The 16,510-nt window shown below is 51.3% G+C and carries 13 protein-coding genes and 1 pseudogene; 7 read left to right on the top strand and 7 right to left on the bottom strand.

Annotated elements, in window-relative coordinates; all coding sequences use genetic code 11:
• Positions 1-2: 2 nt before the first annotated feature.
• Positions 3-2,297 carry an FdhF/YdeP family oxidoreductase gene (locus ACYVI1_RS15285; RefSeq protein ID WP_460911478.1) on the bottom strand — a complete coding sequence of 765 codons (2,295 nt, stop codon included), beginning with the start codon at positions 2,295-2,297 and terminating at the stop codon, positions 3-5.
• 11 nt (positions 2,298-2,308) lie between these two features.
• On the bottom strand, positions 2,309-3,319 hold the full coding sequence (locus ACYVI1_RS15280; RefSeq protein WP_460911477.1) for an App1 family protein: 1,011 nt from the start codon (positions 3,317-3,319) through the stop codon (positions 2,309-2,311).
• 62 nt (positions 3,320-3,381) lie between these two features.
• On the opposite strand from ACYVI1_RS15280, the gene ACYVI1_RS15275 reads away from it, so the two are divergent.
• Entirely contained in the window at positions 3,382-4,263 is an 882-nt protein-coding gene (locus ACYVI1_RS15275; protein ID WP_460911476.1) for a diacylglycerol/lipid kinase family protein, read from the top strand.
• Between the two features lie 56 nt (positions 4,264-4,319).
• Here ACYVI1_RS15275 and fdhD read toward each other — a convergent pair whose 3' ends face one another.
• The 3 genes from fdhD to pyrR form a co-directional block, all read right to left on the bottom strand.
• Positions 4,320-5,159 carry a formate dehydrogenase accessory sulfurtransferase FdhD gene (gene fdhD, locus ACYVI1_RS15270; protein ID WP_460911475.1) on the bottom strand — a complete coding sequence of 280 codons (840 nt, stop codon included), beginning with the start codon at positions 5,157-5,159 and terminating at the stop codon, positions 4,320-4,322.
• Between the two features lie 177 nt (positions 5,160-5,336).
• The gene (locus ACYVI1_RS15265) at positions 5,337-7,913 is read right to left on the bottom strand and encodes a DUF5686 and carboxypeptidase-like regulatory domain-containing protein (protein ID WP_460911474.1); all 2,577 of its coding nucleotides are present in this window, start codon (positions 7,911-7,913) and stop codon (positions 5,337-5,339) included.
• Between the two features lie 219 nt (positions 7,914-8,132).
• Positions 8,133-8,672, bottom strand: coding sequence for a bifunctional pyr operon transcriptional regulator/uracil phosphoribosyltransferase PyrR (gene pyrR, locus ACYVI1_RS15260; protein ID WP_460911473.1), 540 nt, complete (start codon positions 8,670-8,672; stop codon positions 8,133-8,135).
• A gap of 237 nt (positions 8,673-8,909) precedes the next feature.
• Here pyrR and pth point away from each other — a divergent pair, with 237 nt between their 5' ends.
• The 3 genes from pth (at position 8,910) to ACYVI1_RS15245 (ending at position 11,432) form a co-directional block, all read left to right on the top strand.
• A complete protein-coding gene (gene pth / locus ACYVI1_RS15255) occupies positions 8,910-9,470 on the top strand; it encodes an aminoacyl-tRNA hydrolase (RefSeq protein WP_460911472.1) in 561 nt (186 codons plus the stop codon).
• Between the two features lie 240 nt (positions 9,471-9,710).
• Entirely contained in the window at positions 9,711-10,151 is a 441-nt protein-coding gene (locus ACYVI1_RS15250; protein ID WP_460911471.1) for a hypothetical protein, read from the top strand.
• 222 nt (positions 10,152-10,373) lie between these two features.
• The gene (locus ACYVI1_RS15245; protein ID WP_460911470.1) at positions 10,374-11,432 is read left to right on the top strand and encodes a nucleotidyltransferase domain-containing protein; all 1,059 of its coding nucleotides are present in this window, start codon (positions 10,374-10,376) and stop codon (positions 11,430-11,432) included.
• A 59-nt stretch (positions 11,433-11,491) separates the two neighbouring features.
• Here ACYVI1_RS15245 and ACYVI1_RS15240 read toward each other — a convergent pair whose 3' ends face one another.
• Positions 11,492-12,346 carry a M23 family metallopeptidase gene (locus ACYVI1_RS15240; protein ID WP_460911469.1) on the bottom strand — a complete coding sequence of 285 codons (855 nt, stop codon included), beginning with the start codon at positions 12,344-12,346 and terminating at the stop codon, positions 11,492-11,494.
• Between the two features lie 283 nt (positions 12,347-12,629).
• Here ACYVI1_RS15240 and ACYVI1_RS15235 point away from each other — a divergent pair, with 283 nt between their 5' ends.
• On the top strand, positions 12,630-13,499 hold the full coding sequence (locus ACYVI1_RS15235) for an alpha/beta hydrolase (protein WP_460911468.1): 870 nt from the start codon (positions 12,630-12,632) through the stop codon (positions 13,497-13,499).
• A gap of 297 nt (positions 13,500-13,796) precedes the next feature.
• Here ACYVI1_RS15235 and ACYVI1_RS15230 read toward each other — a convergent pair.
• Positions 13,797-13,901, bottom strand: a pseudogene (locus ACYVI1_RS15230) (hypothetical protein); the annotation flags it as partial.
• 233 nt (positions 13,902-14,134) lie between these two features.
• Here ACYVI1_RS15230 and dinB point away from each other — a divergent pair.
• Both dinB and ACYVI1_RS15220 read left to right on the top strand, forming a co-directional pair.
• The gene (dinB, locus tag ACYVI1_RS15225) at positions 14,135-15,220 is read left to right on the top strand and encodes a DNA polymerase IV (RefSeq protein WP_460911467.1); all 1,086 of its coding nucleotides are present in this window, start codon (positions 14,135-14,137) and stop codon (positions 15,218-15,220) included.
• A gap of 393 nt (positions 15,221-15,613) precedes the next feature.
• The gene (locus ACYVI1_RS15220) at positions 15,614-16,336 is read left to right on the top strand and encodes a GDSL-type esterase/lipase family protein (RefSeq protein WP_460911466.1); all 723 of its coding nucleotides are present in this window, start codon (positions 15,614-15,616) and stop codon (positions 16,334-16,336) included.
• The last annotated feature ends 174 nt before the right edge of the window (positions 16,337-16,510 follow it).

Here is a 16,510-nt window from a genome sequence, read left to right as displayed (position 1 = left end):
TGTCAACCCACCGCCGGTGTCACCCGAATCACAATGGATTTTGAGGTTGGCGTATAGCTTTTTTCAGCGACGGAATCTATCGGAATCAGCACGTTCGTTTCGGGAAAGTAGGCCGCGGCACAACCACGTGGAATGTCATACGGCACCACCACAAAGCGGTGGGCCGTGCGCTGTTGCCCGCTGTAGTGGCTGTGTAAATCAACTACCTGTTTTTCCCGCAGCTGTAAGCTGGCGATGTCGTCGGAGTGCATAAACACCACCCGCCGTTCGTTGTAGATGCCCCGGTATCGGTCATCGTTGCCATACACGGTTGTGTTGAACTGGTCGTGGCTGCGGATGGTCATGAGCAATAACTCGCCGGGCTGCAACTCATGCCCGGTTGGCGTGTTGATGGTGAAATGCGCTTTGCCATCCTTCGTCTTGAACTCCCGAACACGCGGCCCGTTCGGCAGGTAAAACCCACCGGGCTTTCGGACCTGCTCGTTGTACTTCTCAAAGCCCGGTATAACCTGTTCGATGAGGTCGCGGATTCGGTCGTAATTGCCGGTGAGCGCGTCCCAGTCAACGGTCGATTTTCCCTGTAGAGTTGCCTTCGCCAGTTCGCAAACGATGGCTACCTCGCTTTTCATGGAGGGCGAAATTGGGTCCACAACGCCCCTCGACTGCGCCACCACGCCCGTTGTACTCTCACAACTGACAAACTGTTCGCCGGTGGTCTGCACATCGCGGTCAGAGCGGCCTAAGCACGGCAAAATCAGGGCAGTTTTGCCGTGAATAAGATGGCTGCGGTTCAGTTTGGTCGAAACATGAACGGTGAGCTTACAGTTTCTGAGCGCTTCCGCAGTATAGTTTGTATCGGATACGGCCATTGAAAAATTGCCGCCCATCCCGAAAAACACGGTTGCGCTGCCCTCGTGCATGGCTTTCACGGCGGCAACGGTGTCGTAGCCGTGTTTGCGGGGCGGCTCAAATTTAAACACTCGTTTCAGGGCGTCTAAAAACTGAGGCTTCGGCTTTTCCCAAATACCCATGGTGCGGTCGCCCTGCACGTTGCTATGCCCACGAATGGGGCTGGCCCCGCCCCCGTCAATACCAATGCTTCCTTTTAGCAAAAGCAGGTTGATAACTTCGTTGATGGTGTCGACAGCGTTGCGATGTTGGGTCAGGCCCATGGCCCAGCAGATAATCAGTTTTGGCGTGTATTTGAACAAATCGACTGCTTCCTGAATTTGGGTAACGGTTAGCCCGCATTGGGCAGCCAACTCACTCAGATCAAACGGCTCGAGGCTTTTCACGAAGGCATCATACCCGGCAGTGTATTGCTGAATGAAGGCCTGGTCCAGTACCTTCCCCGGCCTCTTGCTCTCCTCTTCCAGCAGAATTTTGCACATCGCCTTCACCAATGCCAGGTCGGCGTTAATCCGCACCTGTAGAAACAAGTCTGTCAGATTTTCGCTGCCCAGCAGCATATCGCGCACACTTTGCGGGTTTTTAAAGGCGAGCAGCCCGGCTTCATACAGCGGGTTTACGGCAATGATTTTGGCTCCGTTGCGCTTGGCGGCTTCTAAAGGCGTCAGCATTCGGGGCGCGTTGGTGCCGGGATTCTGCCCCATAATCATAATCACGTCGGCCTTCTCATAGTCGTCGTATCTGACCGATGCTTTACCCAGCCCAATCGACTCGCTCAGGGCTACACCGGTCGATTCGTGGCACATATTGGAGCAGTCGGGCAGGTTGTTGGTGCCAAACAGCCGGACAAACAACTGGTATAGAAAAGCGGCCTCGTTGCTGGTTCGGCCCGATGTGTAAAAGATAGCTTCGTCGGGCGAGTCGAGCGCATTGAGTTCACTGGCAATGAGTTGAAAAGCCTCTTCCCAGGTAATGGACGAATAATGTGTTTCACCGGGACGGATAAGCAGGGGTTGCGTTAACCGGCCCTGCTGCCCCAGCCAGAGGTCGGTTTTCTGTACCAGCTCAGCCACTGAATACCTCTGAAACAGCACGGGCGAGGCCGTATGTTTGGTCATTACCTCATCGGCAACCGCTTTGGCGCCACTTTCGCAGTATTCACCTAAGCGGGAGCGGTGGCCGTCGGGGTCGGGCCAGGCGCAGGAGGGGCAGTCGAAGCCATCCTTCTGATTCAGGTTGATGAGGGCTGTCCAGCCACGCGCCACGCCGGTTCCGTTCAGCACATGCTCAACAGATTTCACAACGGCCGTCATTCCGGCGGCTTCGGTAAACGGCTTTCCAATGTCGAGCTTGCCGGTGAGTTCTTCGGGGGGCGTATTTTTTGTCATGGGGGCTGGCGCTACGGAGTAATCAATCCACTTGACACCGAATGTTGCCGGGCCTCGGCGCTGTGGGCGAAGTAGCAGCAAGGTATGCCCATGGCTTCAATCCGGCTCAATGTCTCACGCGTTTTCGGCTGATTCTTCCCGTATACCTGCCGGATATAAACCGTGCGGATTTGCTTCGGAAAATGCTCGACCACCGACGCATAAATGGTAGGGTCTTCCTGCGTATCATCGCCCAGCAGCACAAACTGCAGGTGCGGATAAGCCTCCACAATCCGGACAATCCGGGCGAATTTAGTCATGTGTTTATTCTGACCCGTTTTCAGCACTTCGGCCAGTTGCTTGAGTGGACTTAATAAATAAACGCCATCGGGCAGGCCGTTCTTTTTGGCGAAGTCGATAATGTAGTCGTAGAGATTCCATTCGCTGCTCGAGACGTAGAAAAAGGCGTTTGTGGTGCCGGAATGATTGTTGGCGTCGGCCAATAGCTGGTAATGCGCGACAACGCCCTCAAACGGTTTCCGGGAGTGGGCATTGTGGGTGAGCAACACCGTTAATCGTTTGAGTTTAGTAGCCGAATGCGAGATGAGAAATGTATCGTCAATATCCGAAATGCAGGCAAACGAGGTTTTATCGGGTATTAAAACAAGGCCCTCGCTCTCAGATAATAAGGTTGGAGGGACCATGGGCGACATGAGCTGCGCCCGAACGGGATGCCAGCCGGGGGCCAGGGGTTGTGGCAGCGGCAGATCGACCCGGAAATACCCGTCGGTATCGGCTATCGCTTCGGCCTGCTGCCCCCCCGCAGCGAGGTGAACGATTGCTTTGGGATAGGGTCGAACCAGAAACAGGCGCAGGAGACCAAACAGGTTCAGCCAGATGTTGTTGCGGTATTTCTTTCGGGGCAACGCGCTCCGCCGAAATACGCTGCCATGAACGGTGAGTTGTTTGTCGTTCCCGAAGCCTCGGTATAGTTTTACAAGGGGCTGGTTAGTCAGGCGCAACAATGTTAAGAAATACTGCATTGGCTTACCCTTCGTGGGTTTATTTTGTTTATACCCTATATAACCCCTAACACCTGCATAAGTTGACTTTTTTATTCGCAATCAATCCCGTTTCGGGTGGGCAGGACAAAACCGCCTGGGAAGACGGGATAAAGGCCTATTTTACCGACACACCCCACCGGGTACAGTCGTTTTACCTCGATGGCAAGACGGATGCCGACGCCATCCGTCAGCAAATTGCCGAACACAAACCCGACCGCGTGGTGGCGGTGGGGGGTGATGGAACCCTGAAAATTGTGGCCGAACATCTGCTGGGCACTGGCATTCCGCTGGGCATATTACCCGCCGGGTCGGCCAATGGCATGGCCCGCGAGTTAGGCATTCCTGCTGGTATCCAGGAAAGTCTGGCCGTGCTCCTAAACGATACACCAGAGCCAATGGACGTGGTGTTGGTCAATGATAATGAAATTTGCCTGCACCTGGCCGACATTGGCCTGAATGCTCAGGTGGTTAAACATTATGAGCAAAACAGCCTGCGGGGAAAATTCGGCTACCTCCGCAGTGTGCTGAATGTGTTAAAAAAACGGCGGCTGCTACGGGTGTCAATTACCGTTGGAGATGCCAGCATCGAACGGGCCGCCTTTATGGTGGTGCTCGCCAACGCCCGTATGTATGGCACGGGAGCCGTTATCAACCCCGATGGCAGCCCCTTCGATGGGGTCTTTGAAGTGGTTATTTTTCGGAAGCTATCGTTCTGGGAAACGTTGAAACTGTTTTGGCGGTACCGGCCTTTCGACCCTAAAATGATTGAAATTTACCCGGCGACATCGATCAGTATTGAAACCCACAAGCGGGCCTATTTTCAGATAGATGGCGAGTACCGGGGGCGTATCGCGAAACTCGATGCCCGCATTCAGGCGGGTGCGTTAACTATTCTTGTCCCAAAATTACCCCCAACCCCCTGAAGGGGCTTTAACTGCCTTAAAGACTAATTAAAGCCTTCTTCAGGTTGGGAGTAATTTTACTCACTCAACCGAATCCGCCCCGGTTCGCTGTATAAATTGAACCGGTCGTCGCGCAGGAAACCAGCCAGGGTTATATGAGCTTCCTTCGCCATCTGCACGGCCAGACTCGATGGGGCACCTACGGCCGCCAGCAATGGAACGCCCGCCATCCAGCCTTTCTGCACTAATTCTACGCCGATTCGCCCGCTCAAAAAAACGCCAAATCGGGTGAGGGGCAGCCAGTTTTGCCAGAAAGAAGCCCCTATAAGTTTGTCTAAGGCATTATGACGACCAATGTCTTCCCGAACAAGCAGAAGTTTCCCATTGGTATCAAACAAAGCGGCTGCGTGAATACCCCCCGTGTGTGCAAAAGCCCGCTGCGCTTCGCGAACGTGCTTCGGCAGCCGGTGCAAATGATACGATTCAACGACAAAATCAGAAACAACGGGGCCGGGGGTGAGGGCCAAAACGGCTTCGATGGTGGTTTTGCCGCATAAGCCGCAACTCGACGACGTAAACGTGCTGCGCTCCAGCCGCGACCAGTCTATAACGACATCCGGGTGAAGTTCGACGCGCACCACGTTTCCTTCCTTGTGAGCATCCTGCACGCAGTGGCGGCATGAGAGAATATCAGCCGGGCGCTGGACGATGCCTTCCGTAACCAGAAAACCCATAGCCAGTTCCTCATCGTGGCCGGGTGTCCGCATGGTAACGGCCACCGCCCGCTGCTGCCGGTCATGGGGCGGCCCAAAGCCCAGCCGGATCTCGAGCGGCTCTTCGACAGCCAGCAAATCGGGGGCTTCGGTCAGGCTTTCACCGGAGATTTTTTGAATAGTAACGGGGGCAACAAGGGACATTTGGACCTATCGAAACTGTTTAGGGTTTCTTATCAAACCAGTGAATGTGTTTGCTGTTCAACCCGGTTTACTCCTAAATCCCCTAAAGGGGACTTAACTCCCGCTTGGACAAAGTCCCCTTCAGGAGATGTAGAGGGAAACCTGATTAGAAAAAGACAAGCCTAAACCGCTTCATCGTTAAAAACTAACCGTTGCCGACGCCTTCAACGCAAACGAGTTGAGGGGAATGCCGTTCGGGCCATCATCTAAGTAGTTCAGCCGGTGAATCGCCTGAATACGAATCAGTTTAAAGATATTGTCAATCCCGTAGCCAACTTCCATATAGGGTTTGTCGCCATCGAGTGTGCCGAAGTGTATCGGTCGGGTACCTTCGGGTAAAGGCTTGCGTGAATCAACGTCCTGATTTGCTTTCGACTCGTTTCCCCAGAGCGCATCGATGTTGGCAATCAATCGCCAGTTCAGTTTCCGAATGCCCGGTATCCGGTTGAACAACAGCCCCTCGAACCGATGCTGCACGTGAATGGCCACAAACCGGTCGCTGACGAACTCGTAAAATTGCATTCGGTTAAAGGTATTGGTGGTTAACAACGGCGTTGGATTACCAATATGCGGAAAAAGCAAGGGTGCGGGCAGCGTTGAGGGCGTGTAGCCCGCCGACAGCAGATACGTTGTTCGACCGAGCGGACCCAGCCGAAACGTTTGCTGCGCCCGCAGCGTCAGCCGGTCGTAGTTATAATCGCCACCCAGCGATTTGCTCCCGTGCGTGTAACGAATGGTCAGGACGGGCGCGCGTTTAGTGCCGAGCGTGATGCGGTCATTCCCATCGATGATGTATTTTTCTTTCCGGGCCAGCCGCGCTTCAATCGACCAGAACGCATCGAAAAAATCAGACTGCAACGGCGACTGATCGCCCAGGTCGGGCTGTGTCCGAAAATGAAAAGGAAAAAGTGGGTCGAAGGTGCGGCTACCCAGCGTGGCTGTCAGCAGAATACCTTTAATGGGCTCTGTTTTAAAAAAAATCTCTTTCTGATAACTCTGATAACCACCCCGATAGCGGCCAAATCGGCTCAGTGCATAAAAGATTCGATTGCCTCCAATCAATTCGGGGGTTAGCCCTAACCGCTCCAAATCATTCGCAATCCGAACGCCTGCTATCGTCCAGTGCTGCCGGGAGAACAGGTAATCCAGTTCAGCTCCGTACTTGAAGCGATGGTCTAAAGTGCCATACGCCACGTAACCACGCAGAACCCAGGTGCGGCTGAACTGCTCGTTGGTTCGGAAGCCTACCCGTGTGCGTAGCCCTTCAACACTGTTGACGGCGAACAAATACGGATACGGTCCTAAATCGAAACTGCCCAGTTTATAGAACCCCGTAACGGCTACTTGCCCAACGGCTTCGGCCATTTTAACGGCGGGCACAGCTCTTAATTTCGCGATCACCTCGCGGGTTTTCTGATCATCTTTATTGAGCGAGTCAGGCCCGGCTAAGGTACGCTGCACGGTTTGCCAATAGGCATTATTGGTTGTTGCAACGGTGTCGCTCTGCTCAATCAGCTGGTCGTAAAAGAGTATAGGCCGGGGCCGGTTCACCAGCATATTGCTGTTGTGGAGCGACACCTGCGCCCGCAGCCCAAGTGATTGTTTGCCAACGCCCGTCAGGTCGGCCATCAATCGGATGCTAACCGGTAGCCAGCCCGCCGTAGCCGATGTTCCGGCAGCCGAATCGATGGTGGTTTCCAGTTCCTGCTCAATGGTCAGGCTTCGGACATAGTTCAGGTTTGCTCCGCTGCCAACGCGGGTTTCTATCTGGCAAAGGGCAAACGTTGTCGTGTCGATCCAGGCTTTGCCCGTAAACACAAGGTCTTCCGGGCGTTTGGGGTCGAACTGGACTTCGTAGCAGACATGGTCGCCAATCTGGACGGTGTCGGCCAGAAAAAACTCGTACCAGTTTCTCCAGTTATCGCCAACGGGCGAGGCAAAATCTTTCCCCAGAATGGGGATGTAGTTGTCGTAAAAATTCTGGCTGACTAAGTTGGTGCCACCCAACAACTGTGAACTAAGCCCGGCATCATCGACGGCGACGCCTTTTATGCGGGTTTTTCGAATGTCTTCCCGTTTGCGTTCAGGATTAGCCCGGAAATAATACCGCGAAACCGACTCCGACGCCAGCAATGGCAGCAGTCGATGGCCATCGCGGTCAATGATGGAATCATGCTTACTCATAGCCTCGTTGATGCGCTTGATGAGCGGATTTTTCCGCATCCGGTCGGAGACGTGGGTGAGCGCAATTTCGGTTTTTACGTAACTGTCATATTCATAGGCCGACAGGCGTTTGCGGTCGTTGATGGAGCGATTTTTGCGAAGCTGCCGCAGGACTCGCCAGGCCGGATTTTCGCCCGCTCTTACGGTTACTTCCTGGAGCGCATTGCCGGCTGATTCGAGTTTAAAGTCGACGGCCTGGGACTGACGTTCAGGATTGATGGCCCGGCGGAGGGGTTTGTAGCCCAGTGAACTGACAGCAAGCGAGTCCGACAAAATTTTGGCCTTCAGTGTAAACCGCCCTTTGTCGTCGCTGAGTGTTCCGCTCCGGCGCCCGACCAGCGACACACTGGCGAAGGGTATCGGCTCGCCCGTGTTCGCATCTGTTATCAATCCTGTTACTGTATAAAGGGTTTGTGCCTGAGTTGTTGCAGCAACACCAATTGTTACGTACAGAATGAGTAAAAGAACGTGTGGATGTAACTTATTTTTCAATTTTCGTGGTCTTTGTTGTTTTAGTTTGCCCCGTAAAATTAACACCATCATGAGCAGTTAACAGGGCTCGGATGGCTCAACTCTCCCGAAGAGACACTCAAGCGGTAAAATACCCCTATGAACTGTTAGTCTACGGTCAATTAGACATTCTACGAAAATAGTATGCACACTGGGTATTATTCCTTAAGACTGAGAATGTTATTTCTACTCATAAACCCATTAGCCAACCAGCCAAATCCGGTCGGCGCTGGCGCCCTGCTCTGTCCATTCAACCAACACCTGCTGCGACTCCAGCGTGTTAACGCGCTTGCCGGTGTAGTCGGGTTTGATGGGTAAGTCCCGGTTATACCGCCGGTCGATCAACACCAGCAATTCAACTTTTCGGGGCCGTCCGAAGGCCGTCATCGCATCGAGTGCCGCCCGAACCATTCGGCCCGTTGCCAGCACATCGTCAATCAGAATTACCCGTTTGTTTTCAATAATAAAGGGCACGTTGGTTGTGTTGGGGCGCAGGGGTGTATCGCGCCGGCGGAAATCGTCGCGGTAAAACGTGGCATCCAAATAGCCTAATGGCACATCGTGGCCCAGCGCACGATTTAATTCGCGGGCTACCCGTTCGGCGAAATAAATGCCGCGTGGCTGCATTCCCAGCATAACCGTGTCGGCAAAATCCTGATAGTTCTCTATCAATTGCTGTGCCAGTCGGCTAATCACGATCTCGAGCAGCGGGCTGGACAGAATCAGGCGTTGTTGATTCATGGAGTAAAAATAGTCAAACAGTCGGTGAGTTGGTGTGTCGGTGAATAGCGTGCCCGCAACATAGGTGCCATAATCGTACTAATTTTGCGCTGTCGAACGGAGAATCCATTCGGGATGGCCGGAACAATGGCCAACCGGTACCCGTTGGTATGTACACCAACCGAATGGATTGCCGGTTTCCCGTTGGTCTCCAACCCAGCTATCGCGAGTCGGTAGCCTTATTAACTTAGTCGTTTTATGAAATTTCTGATTGTGGGCTTAGGCAACATCGGCCCCGACTATGCGCTAACCCGGCATAATGCCGGGTTCATGGTTCTCGACCGGATGGCCGCCCAATATGGCTTCGCTTTCACAATGACCCGATTGGCCTACACCGCCAAATGGCAGCACAAAGGCAAGCAGTTGTTTTTTGTGAAACCAACTACCTACATGAACCTGAGTGGCCGGGCGGTGCTATATTATATGAAGCAGGAAAACATTCCGGTCAATAATGTGCTGATTATTACGGACGATAAGGATTTGCCGTTTGGCAAACTGCGCCTAAAGCCAAAAGGATCGCCGGGGGGCCATAATGGTCTTCGGAGCATCGACGAAGCCCTGACCACCCAGGAATACGCCCGGCTACGGGTTGGTATTGGCAATAATTTCTCGAAAGGCAGGCAGGTCGATTTCGTTCTGGGCGAGTTTCCAGAGGACGAAAAGATTCAGCTACCGGCCTATTTAGACAAAGCCGGTGACGCAACACTTGCTTTTTGTACTATGGGCATAGAAACAGCCATGAATAATTACAACCAATGATATAACTTTTTAAAGAATTTTATAATTTTACAAAGACATATTTTATAGAAGTCTTTATGAAAGAACTCAAAATCTTATTCGTATTTCTTCGTTTAAATAATATTATTTCCAACAGTATACTGTAAAATCGGCATTATATTCGGAATAATATTCTGAATTGCCTGTTCAGGTGGTTTTGTTTTTCAGCGTTACCTTCTGATATTTGCACTGTCAAAAGACAAAACTAAATAGAACAAAACAATGAAAACGCGTGTTATCTTTGCGTCGATGATTCTTGGATTAGGATTAGCGACATCGCAGGCAACCGCGGCTACCACCACCAACACTGATGATAGCCCGGCAACCACCAAGCCGGCAAGTGCTATGCTTGTCAATGATTCCATAATGCAGTTTGCTGCCTATTTCGGAAACACTAATTACAAGTTTGCACAGACGACCAATTGGCAAAACTTTATGAGTGTTGTCTTGTTGTACAACCAAAACCCGGCTGCTGTGCTAACGCTTAGCCCTGCCGACCGGGCGAAGTTCAATGAGGCTGCAACTCAGGTAAATAATGAACTGGCCAGGCACAAAGATGCGAACGCCAGCCGTTGGACGAGGCAGGCTACGCACACGGCCCGGATGATCAACTTCCTTTGGGATGCTGACCAATCCAACAGCCAAACTGCTGAAATTCAATAAATACCAATTTAAATTGGTATTTGGAACAGAAAAGAGTAAAAGTTAGTTTTTCATGTAGAAAAGGTTAAGGGTTTAGGAATAGTCAGTATAGGGTTCTCTGCTACGATCAGGGAACCTTATCTTTTTTATGGATTTTATAATCAATGGTTCAGTCGGGCCGCCGGAGCGGTTTCACAGTAACTTTGACAATTTGGAACATTGAGCCTGGCACAACCTAAACCGATGACTATTCAAACCCTTCGCGACCATGGCCTCATCTTGTTTGAGTGCATTAGTGGCAGCCGTGCCTACGGTACCGACCTGCCCACGTCTGATACCGACATTCGCGGAGTATTTCTACTGCCACAAAGCGACCTGTACGGTCTGCACTACGTTGAGCAGGTAAACGATGCCAAAAACGACGTTATTTTTTACGAATTAGGGCGATTTGTCGAACTGTTGGCCAAAAATAATCCGAATATTCTCGAACTGCTCTGCGCCCCCGCCGACTGTATTCTCCATAAACATCCACTATTTGACCGACTGCAACCGGGCGATTTTCTGTCGAAACTCTGCCGGGATACGTTTGCGGGCTACGCGGTCAGTCAAATCAAAAAGGCGCGGGGCCTGAACAAGAAAATCCTGAATCCGTTGCCCCGCGAGCGTAAATCGCTGCTTAATTTCTGTTATCTACTGTCTGGGCAAGGTTCGCTGCCGCTGCTGGAATGGCTGGCTGCTCATGATCGAAAACCCGAAAACTGCGGCCTCGTGAGCGTTCCGCACGCCCGCGATGTGTATGCCCTGTTTCACGATGAAACTGCTTCATGGGGCTTTCAGGGCATCATTTCCGGTGCTGACTCCACCGAAGTTTCGCTCAGCAGCGTGCCTAAAGACGTTGCACCCGCAGCCCATCTGTATGTCAACCACGATGGGTATTCGAGTTATTGCAAAGACTATCGCGAGTACTGGGAGTGGGTTGAGAAACGCAACGATGCCCGGTATCAGAACACGCTGGCGCATGGCAAAAATTACGACGCCAAGAATATGATGCACACGTTTCGCCTGCTGGACATGGCTACCGAAATTCTGGAGAGCGGTCAGGTGCTGGTCCGTCGGCCAAACCGCATCGAACTGTTGCAGATTCGGGCGGGGGCCTTCGACTACGACGAGTTGATTAAACAAGCCGAACAGAAAGTAGCGCAGGTCGATGCTGCGGCCGCCGGGAGCCTCCTCCCTAACCGCCCTGATCTGGCCCGAATTAATCAGATTCTGGTGGCATTGCGAACGGCGCTGTATGAGTAGGCTGCTGGTTATCAGAGTATTTACAAACAATTTCCTGATAACAACTCAATAGCCAATGACTATTTCACCTCAGCCATATCCGACGGGTCAATCAGTAGATAGCCGGGGTTGATGCAGGCCCCGTGCCAGCGAACGCCAAAGTGCAGGTGTGGCCCCGTAACACGGCCCGTTTCACCAACGAGACCAATTTTCTGGCCCTTCGTAACGGTCTGATTTGGTTTGACCGTATAGCTCTTCAAGTGAAAATATTCGGTGATCAGGCCATTGCCGTGATCAATAAACACCGCATTGCCGCTATAAAACAGGTTAGCGGCCAGCAATACCCGGCCATTGCCAACACTCATCACCGATTTACCTTCTCCAACGGGGTAGTCCTGTCCGGTATGCCGGTCGCGGGGCTGTCCGTTGAAGGTACGGCAGGCCCCAAAATTACCTTCGCCCTTGGGTAATGGGTCGGCGGGTTTGCTCACCGGCAGGTCGAATACGGCAGGTTTTACTTCAGCTTTGTAGGCAATCAGTGGATTAACCTGCTGTGCTTCTTTAGCCGCACGGGCCTGGTTTTCAGCCGATACGTTGATGTATTCTTTCTTCGGGAAATTCGTGATATCCTCCTGAGCACAGGGCTTTTCGGCCACCATAAGTTTGGCGCTTTCGAGTTTTCCGCCCGTTGTCCGGCGCGAAATGGTGTACATACCCGCCTTCATGTCCATATCGACTGGATAATAGCAGGTGCCGTTGACGGCGGCCCAGGCGCGTTTTTCAAAGCTGCACCGCAGGCAGTTTCCGGCCCAGCGAGCTACTTCTCCCTGCGAAACGCTAACCGATTTGGGTGACGACACCGTTTTCGTTTGGGCCTGAACCGAAACCATACAGTAATAAAGGCCAGCAAGGGCCAGTGAAGAAAAGGTTTTCATGATTGACTAATTAGGTGTGTTCTATCAACTTGCTGAACGGCAATGTGTTTAGTACGGTGTTAGAATTAGCAGGGCCAGCCACCTGATAATTGCCTTCTACAACGGTGCAGATACAGCCAATTTCCCAGCCTTAATAATCGTATATTTGCCATTGTCAGCTTCTTCTGGCTTAGCCGGTAGTACAAAATAATGGTTTAACTGACTCATTCCAAGTAAGTGATGGCCCTGAGGTAACATCAACTCTCATTTTATCGTTATGAGTCCAACCTGAAGAAAATGTCTCATGCACACGTTGTATCTTCCCTCTTTGTTCATGGCTATTCTGGGCTGTGTAGCCAATGTAAATGCTCAGCCTATGGCTGCTCACTCGGCTCAACGTTACTTGAATCCCGTTTTTCCAAACATCATAAAAACACCTAACCTGGCCTTTGGTCAATCCGTAAACGACCAGGGTCGTCTGCAAAGGCATTTGTTAGATATCTACCAGCCAGCCAGAGACACCGTTGCAGCGCGACCTGTTATCGTGTTGCTTCATGGCGGTGGCTTTGTCAATGGCGATAAAGCGAATATGACCGATTACGCCAGGGAGTTCGCTCGCCGTGGCTATGTGGCCGTCTCCATTAATTACCGATTGGCTACCAAACCGCTAAAAACAAATCCACCCGATGCGAATTTCCTTGCGGCTGTCGACAATGCAAAAGAGGATGCGTTTGGTGCCATCCGTTGGCTACGGGCAAATGCAGCCAAATATCGGCTTGATAAAGGCCGTATTGCGTTGATGGGGTACTCAGCGGGTGCGATTACTGCCCTGGCAGTTAATTTCGATCAGGGAACGCAGCGTCAGGAAAATGATGGTGGCCGTGGGCAAAGTACCGCTATCTCGACAATCGTGGAAATATCCGGGGGTATCGACACGACGATGATTAAAGGGAATGAAAAGCCAGTGCTTATTATCCATGGAACCAAAGATAAAGGCGTAAAATATGGTTACGCCTTAGCCATCAACAAGGCCTGTAAGGAGAAAGGTATCCCGGTCCTGCTACAGCCTGTTCTGGACGGAACCCACGATATAAGACCCGTTTTCTCGCAGATTGCCTCCGGAACGCCCCAATGGTTCAGGGTTTTTCTGGTCGATGCCAAACCCGCGTATTGAGCTAAGAAGTAAGTGTCTGATTACCAATTAACGAGAAAGCCATGCCTCAAGACGGGCATAGCTTTCTCGTTTTTGATTTCATGGACGATGTCCTTCAAGTCACTCTGAGGAATGGCCTAAGTTGACGGGATCACGGGTAAGCCCTGCAATTACTTTTCGATCATACAAATCCAGGATGATGGTCAGGTAGAGTCAGCCTTCATCAGTGCGGATATACTCTTTTTTCAGGCATAAGATTTCTTGTTGCTCTTGACTCATATGAGCTCGGCTGCCAGTTCCTGTCCCTTGAATAGTCACTCATTCATGGCGCCATCGGGTTAGTATCTGGGGAGTAATACCCAATTCTTCAGCAGTTGATTTCAGGGAGTTTTTAGCGTCCGCTAACTCCACGGCCATGCGTTTAAATTCTTCCGGGGCCGCCCGTGCGGTCGTACTGCCTTCTGCTGGTTTTCATGCAGGGCCGCCTAAGCGGTTTATTAAGTTAGATCGTGCTTAACTTAATGGCCAGTCAAATGTAGCTGGTCCACCTGGCGAATGGGAGCCTCTGCCCGTCAGATTACCGCCTGTGAGTTGGCTAAAGACAAGCCCAGTGAATAGCCCAATGAGCGTATATTTGGTCCTCTCATAGGCCGCTTATGGACCAGCCCGAAAACAGAAAAATCATTCACATCGACATGGATGCCTTTTACGCGTCGGTCGAGCAGCGGGATAATCCGGACCTGCGCGGTAAGCCATTAGCCGTCGGCAGTTCTCAACAGCGGGGTGTTGTGGCGGCTGCAAGCTACGAAGCCCGCCAGTTTGGGGTACGCTCAGCAATGGCCTCCTCACTCGCTGTTCGTAAATGTCCAGACCTGCTTTTTGTCAAACCCCGCTTCGAGGTCTATAAAGCCGTGTCGAGTCAGATACGGACCATTTTTGCTCAGTTCACTCATCTGATTGAACCGCTCTCGCTCGATGAAGCCTATCTTGACGTGACGGATACGCTCAATACGCAGACAACGGCTACCCAATTAGCCCAAACGATTAAGGAACAGATTAAGCAGAAGACGGGACTGACGGCTTCGGCGGGTGTGTCGTATAATAAATTCCTGGCTAAACTGGCCTCTGATTATCGTAAACCCGACGGCTTGTACGTCATCAAACCTCATCAGGGACTGGCCTTTGTCGAAGAGTTGACCGTAGGTCAGTTTCACGGCATTGGCAGCGTGACAGCTGCGAAAATGAATCAGATGGGCATCTTTACGGGGTTGGATTTGCGCCAACAAAGTGAAGCGTTTTTAACCCGGCATTTTGGTAAAGTGGGGCATCACTTCTACTGCATCGCCAGAGCGATTGATAACCGTCCGGTAACGCCTGACCGGGAGCGTAAGTCTGTAGGGGCAGAAACCACCTTTGAGCAGGATTTGACGGAGTATTCAGACTTAGCCCATGAGTTGCAACCGCTGTTGACAAGCGTTTGGAAATACTGCGAACGCAGCGGAGTGCGGGGGCGAACAGTCACACTAAAGGTCAAGTACGCGGACTTTCAGCAGATCACTCGTAGCCGCACTGCACTAAGTCCTATAGCTAACCCCTCGAAGCTGGCCCAGATGAGCCTTGATTTACTTTCGTCTCTCTTACCTCTGCCGAAAGGCGTTCGTTTGTTGGGTATCGCGCTGTCGAGCCTGCAAGCTGTATCAACGACGTCAACCGGAGGGCAGTTAGCCTTAGACTTAGAATAGCAACAATTCATCAAAAAGCCTATAGTGACTAACCGACAAAAGGGGTTCTGTGGGTTTTGTCGGGTGGTTGTTCTACGTTTAATCAATAAAATAGTGTGTCTGGGTAGATTGCAGTAGCTTACCATCAGGGACTGCTTTGTCGGCTATGAAAAGCCTGGTCATACGAATAGTGGCCGTTCCGATTAAGATCACATATATACAGGAGACAAATGCCAGGGGGAGGGCCAGTTGTAATAGGATATAGGCATAGAAGAGCAACCCGAAATGATGGAGACGATTCGACAAGTACAGGCTATGCCCGTCGATTAGTACGTGACGATTTACAGGAGCAGTCTGGGTTGTGCCCATTTCGCTTTTAATCGTGCCTGAGAGGAATAGAAGTCGTAAAGCGATATGAGAAAAACAATCAAATGGGTCGCATTGGGATTAGTGACACTGGTCGTGCTAAATGGCCTTCTAAAGCCTTTTTTTGGCATTGGTACGCTCCGCATGGATGAAGAGGGCGAAGAGAATGACATCAAAGTAGCTTGTGTGGGCGACAGTATTACCTACGGGGCATTTTTATTTAACTGGTTTGCCAATGCGTTTCCTAAGCAGTTAGGCCATTTATTAGGAGATGGCTACTGGGTTAAAAATTTTGGGTTTAGCGGCCGCACAGCGATGAAAACGGGTAATTCACCGTATTTGAACACCAATATCCATCAGGAAAGCCTGGCCTTTCAGCCCGCAATTGTAGTTATCATGCTGGGTACAAATGATGCTAAAGACAAAAACTGGAAAGGGGCGCGGGCGTTCAAACAACAATACGGCCAGTTAATAGCTACTTACCAGGCTTTACCGACAAAACCCAGGATCTACATCTGTACACCAGCTAAAGCTTATAGACATGCTGTTACCGACGATGAGATTCGTAATGTGTATATCGATCAGGAAATCAAAGTCATCCATGAACTGGTTGCTCAGCGAAACTTAACGCTCATTGACGTGAACCAGTTGACAGCCCAACATCCCGAGTGGTTCAGTCTGGATGGCATTCATCCCAATGCCGCCGGTGCCAAAGCCATTGCACAGCTCGTTTGCAAGACCATTAGGGATACCATAGTAGTGTCTACTTAAAGAAACGGACCGCAGTGGCCGGTCCGTTGGAGCGGGACCACCAAATTCGTCACCTGGTTTCCTCAAAGAGGACTCTTGCAAATCTTTATCTAACGTTCAGCGAAGAATCTTTTTTGGAGATTCTGTTGCCTTTTGTTCCTCATTTGTATCTCACTAATCATAGGCAGTTAACGG

This window comes from Spirosoma areae, from assembly GCF_054781775.1.
This window is presented reverse-complemented; position numbering and strand designations above follow the sequence as displayed.

Coding starts and splice junctions, on each gene's coding strand:
- fdhD (WP_460911475.1), bottom strand. CDS start 5,159: ATGTCCCTTGTTGCCCCCGTTACTATTCAAAAAATCTCCGGTGAAAGC.
- ACYVI1_RS15285 (WP_460911478.1), bottom strand. CDS start 2,297: ATGACAAAAAATACGCCCCCCGAAGAACTCACCGGCAAGCTCGACATT.
- ACYVI1_RS15245 (WP_460911470.1), top strand. CDS start 10,374: ATGACTATTCAAACCCTTCGCGACCATGGCCTCATCTTGTTTGAGTGC.
- ACYVI1_RS15280 (WP_460911477.1), bottom strand. CDS start 3,319: ATGCAGTATTTCTTAACATTGTTGCGCCTGACTAACCAGCCCCTTGTA.
- ACYVI1_RS15240 (WP_460911469.1), bottom strand. CDS start 12,346: ATGAAAACCTTTTCTTCACTGGCCCTTGCTGGCCTTTATTACTGTATG.
- dinB (WP_460911467.1), top strand. CDS start 14,135: ATGGACCAGCCCGAAAACAGAAAAATCATTCACATCGACATGGATGCC.
- ACYVI1_RS15235 (WP_460911468.1), top strand. CDS start 12,630: ATGCACACGTTGTATCTTCCCTCTTTGTTCATGGCTATTCTGGGCTGT.
- pyrR (WP_460911473.1), bottom strand. CDS start 8,672: ATGAATCAACAACGCCTGATTCTGTCCAGCCCGCTGCTCGAGATCGTG.
- pth (WP_460911472.1), top strand. CDS start 8,910: ATGAAATTTCTGATTGTGGGCTTAGGCAACATCGGCCCCGACTATGCG.
- ACYVI1_RS15250 (WP_460911471.1), top strand. CDS start 9,711: ATGAAAACGCGTGTTATCTTTGCGTCGATGATTCTTGGATTAGGATTA.
- ACYVI1_RS15220 (WP_460911466.1), top strand. CDS start 15,614: ATGAGAAAAACAATCAAATGGGTCGCATTGGGATTAGTGACACTGGTC.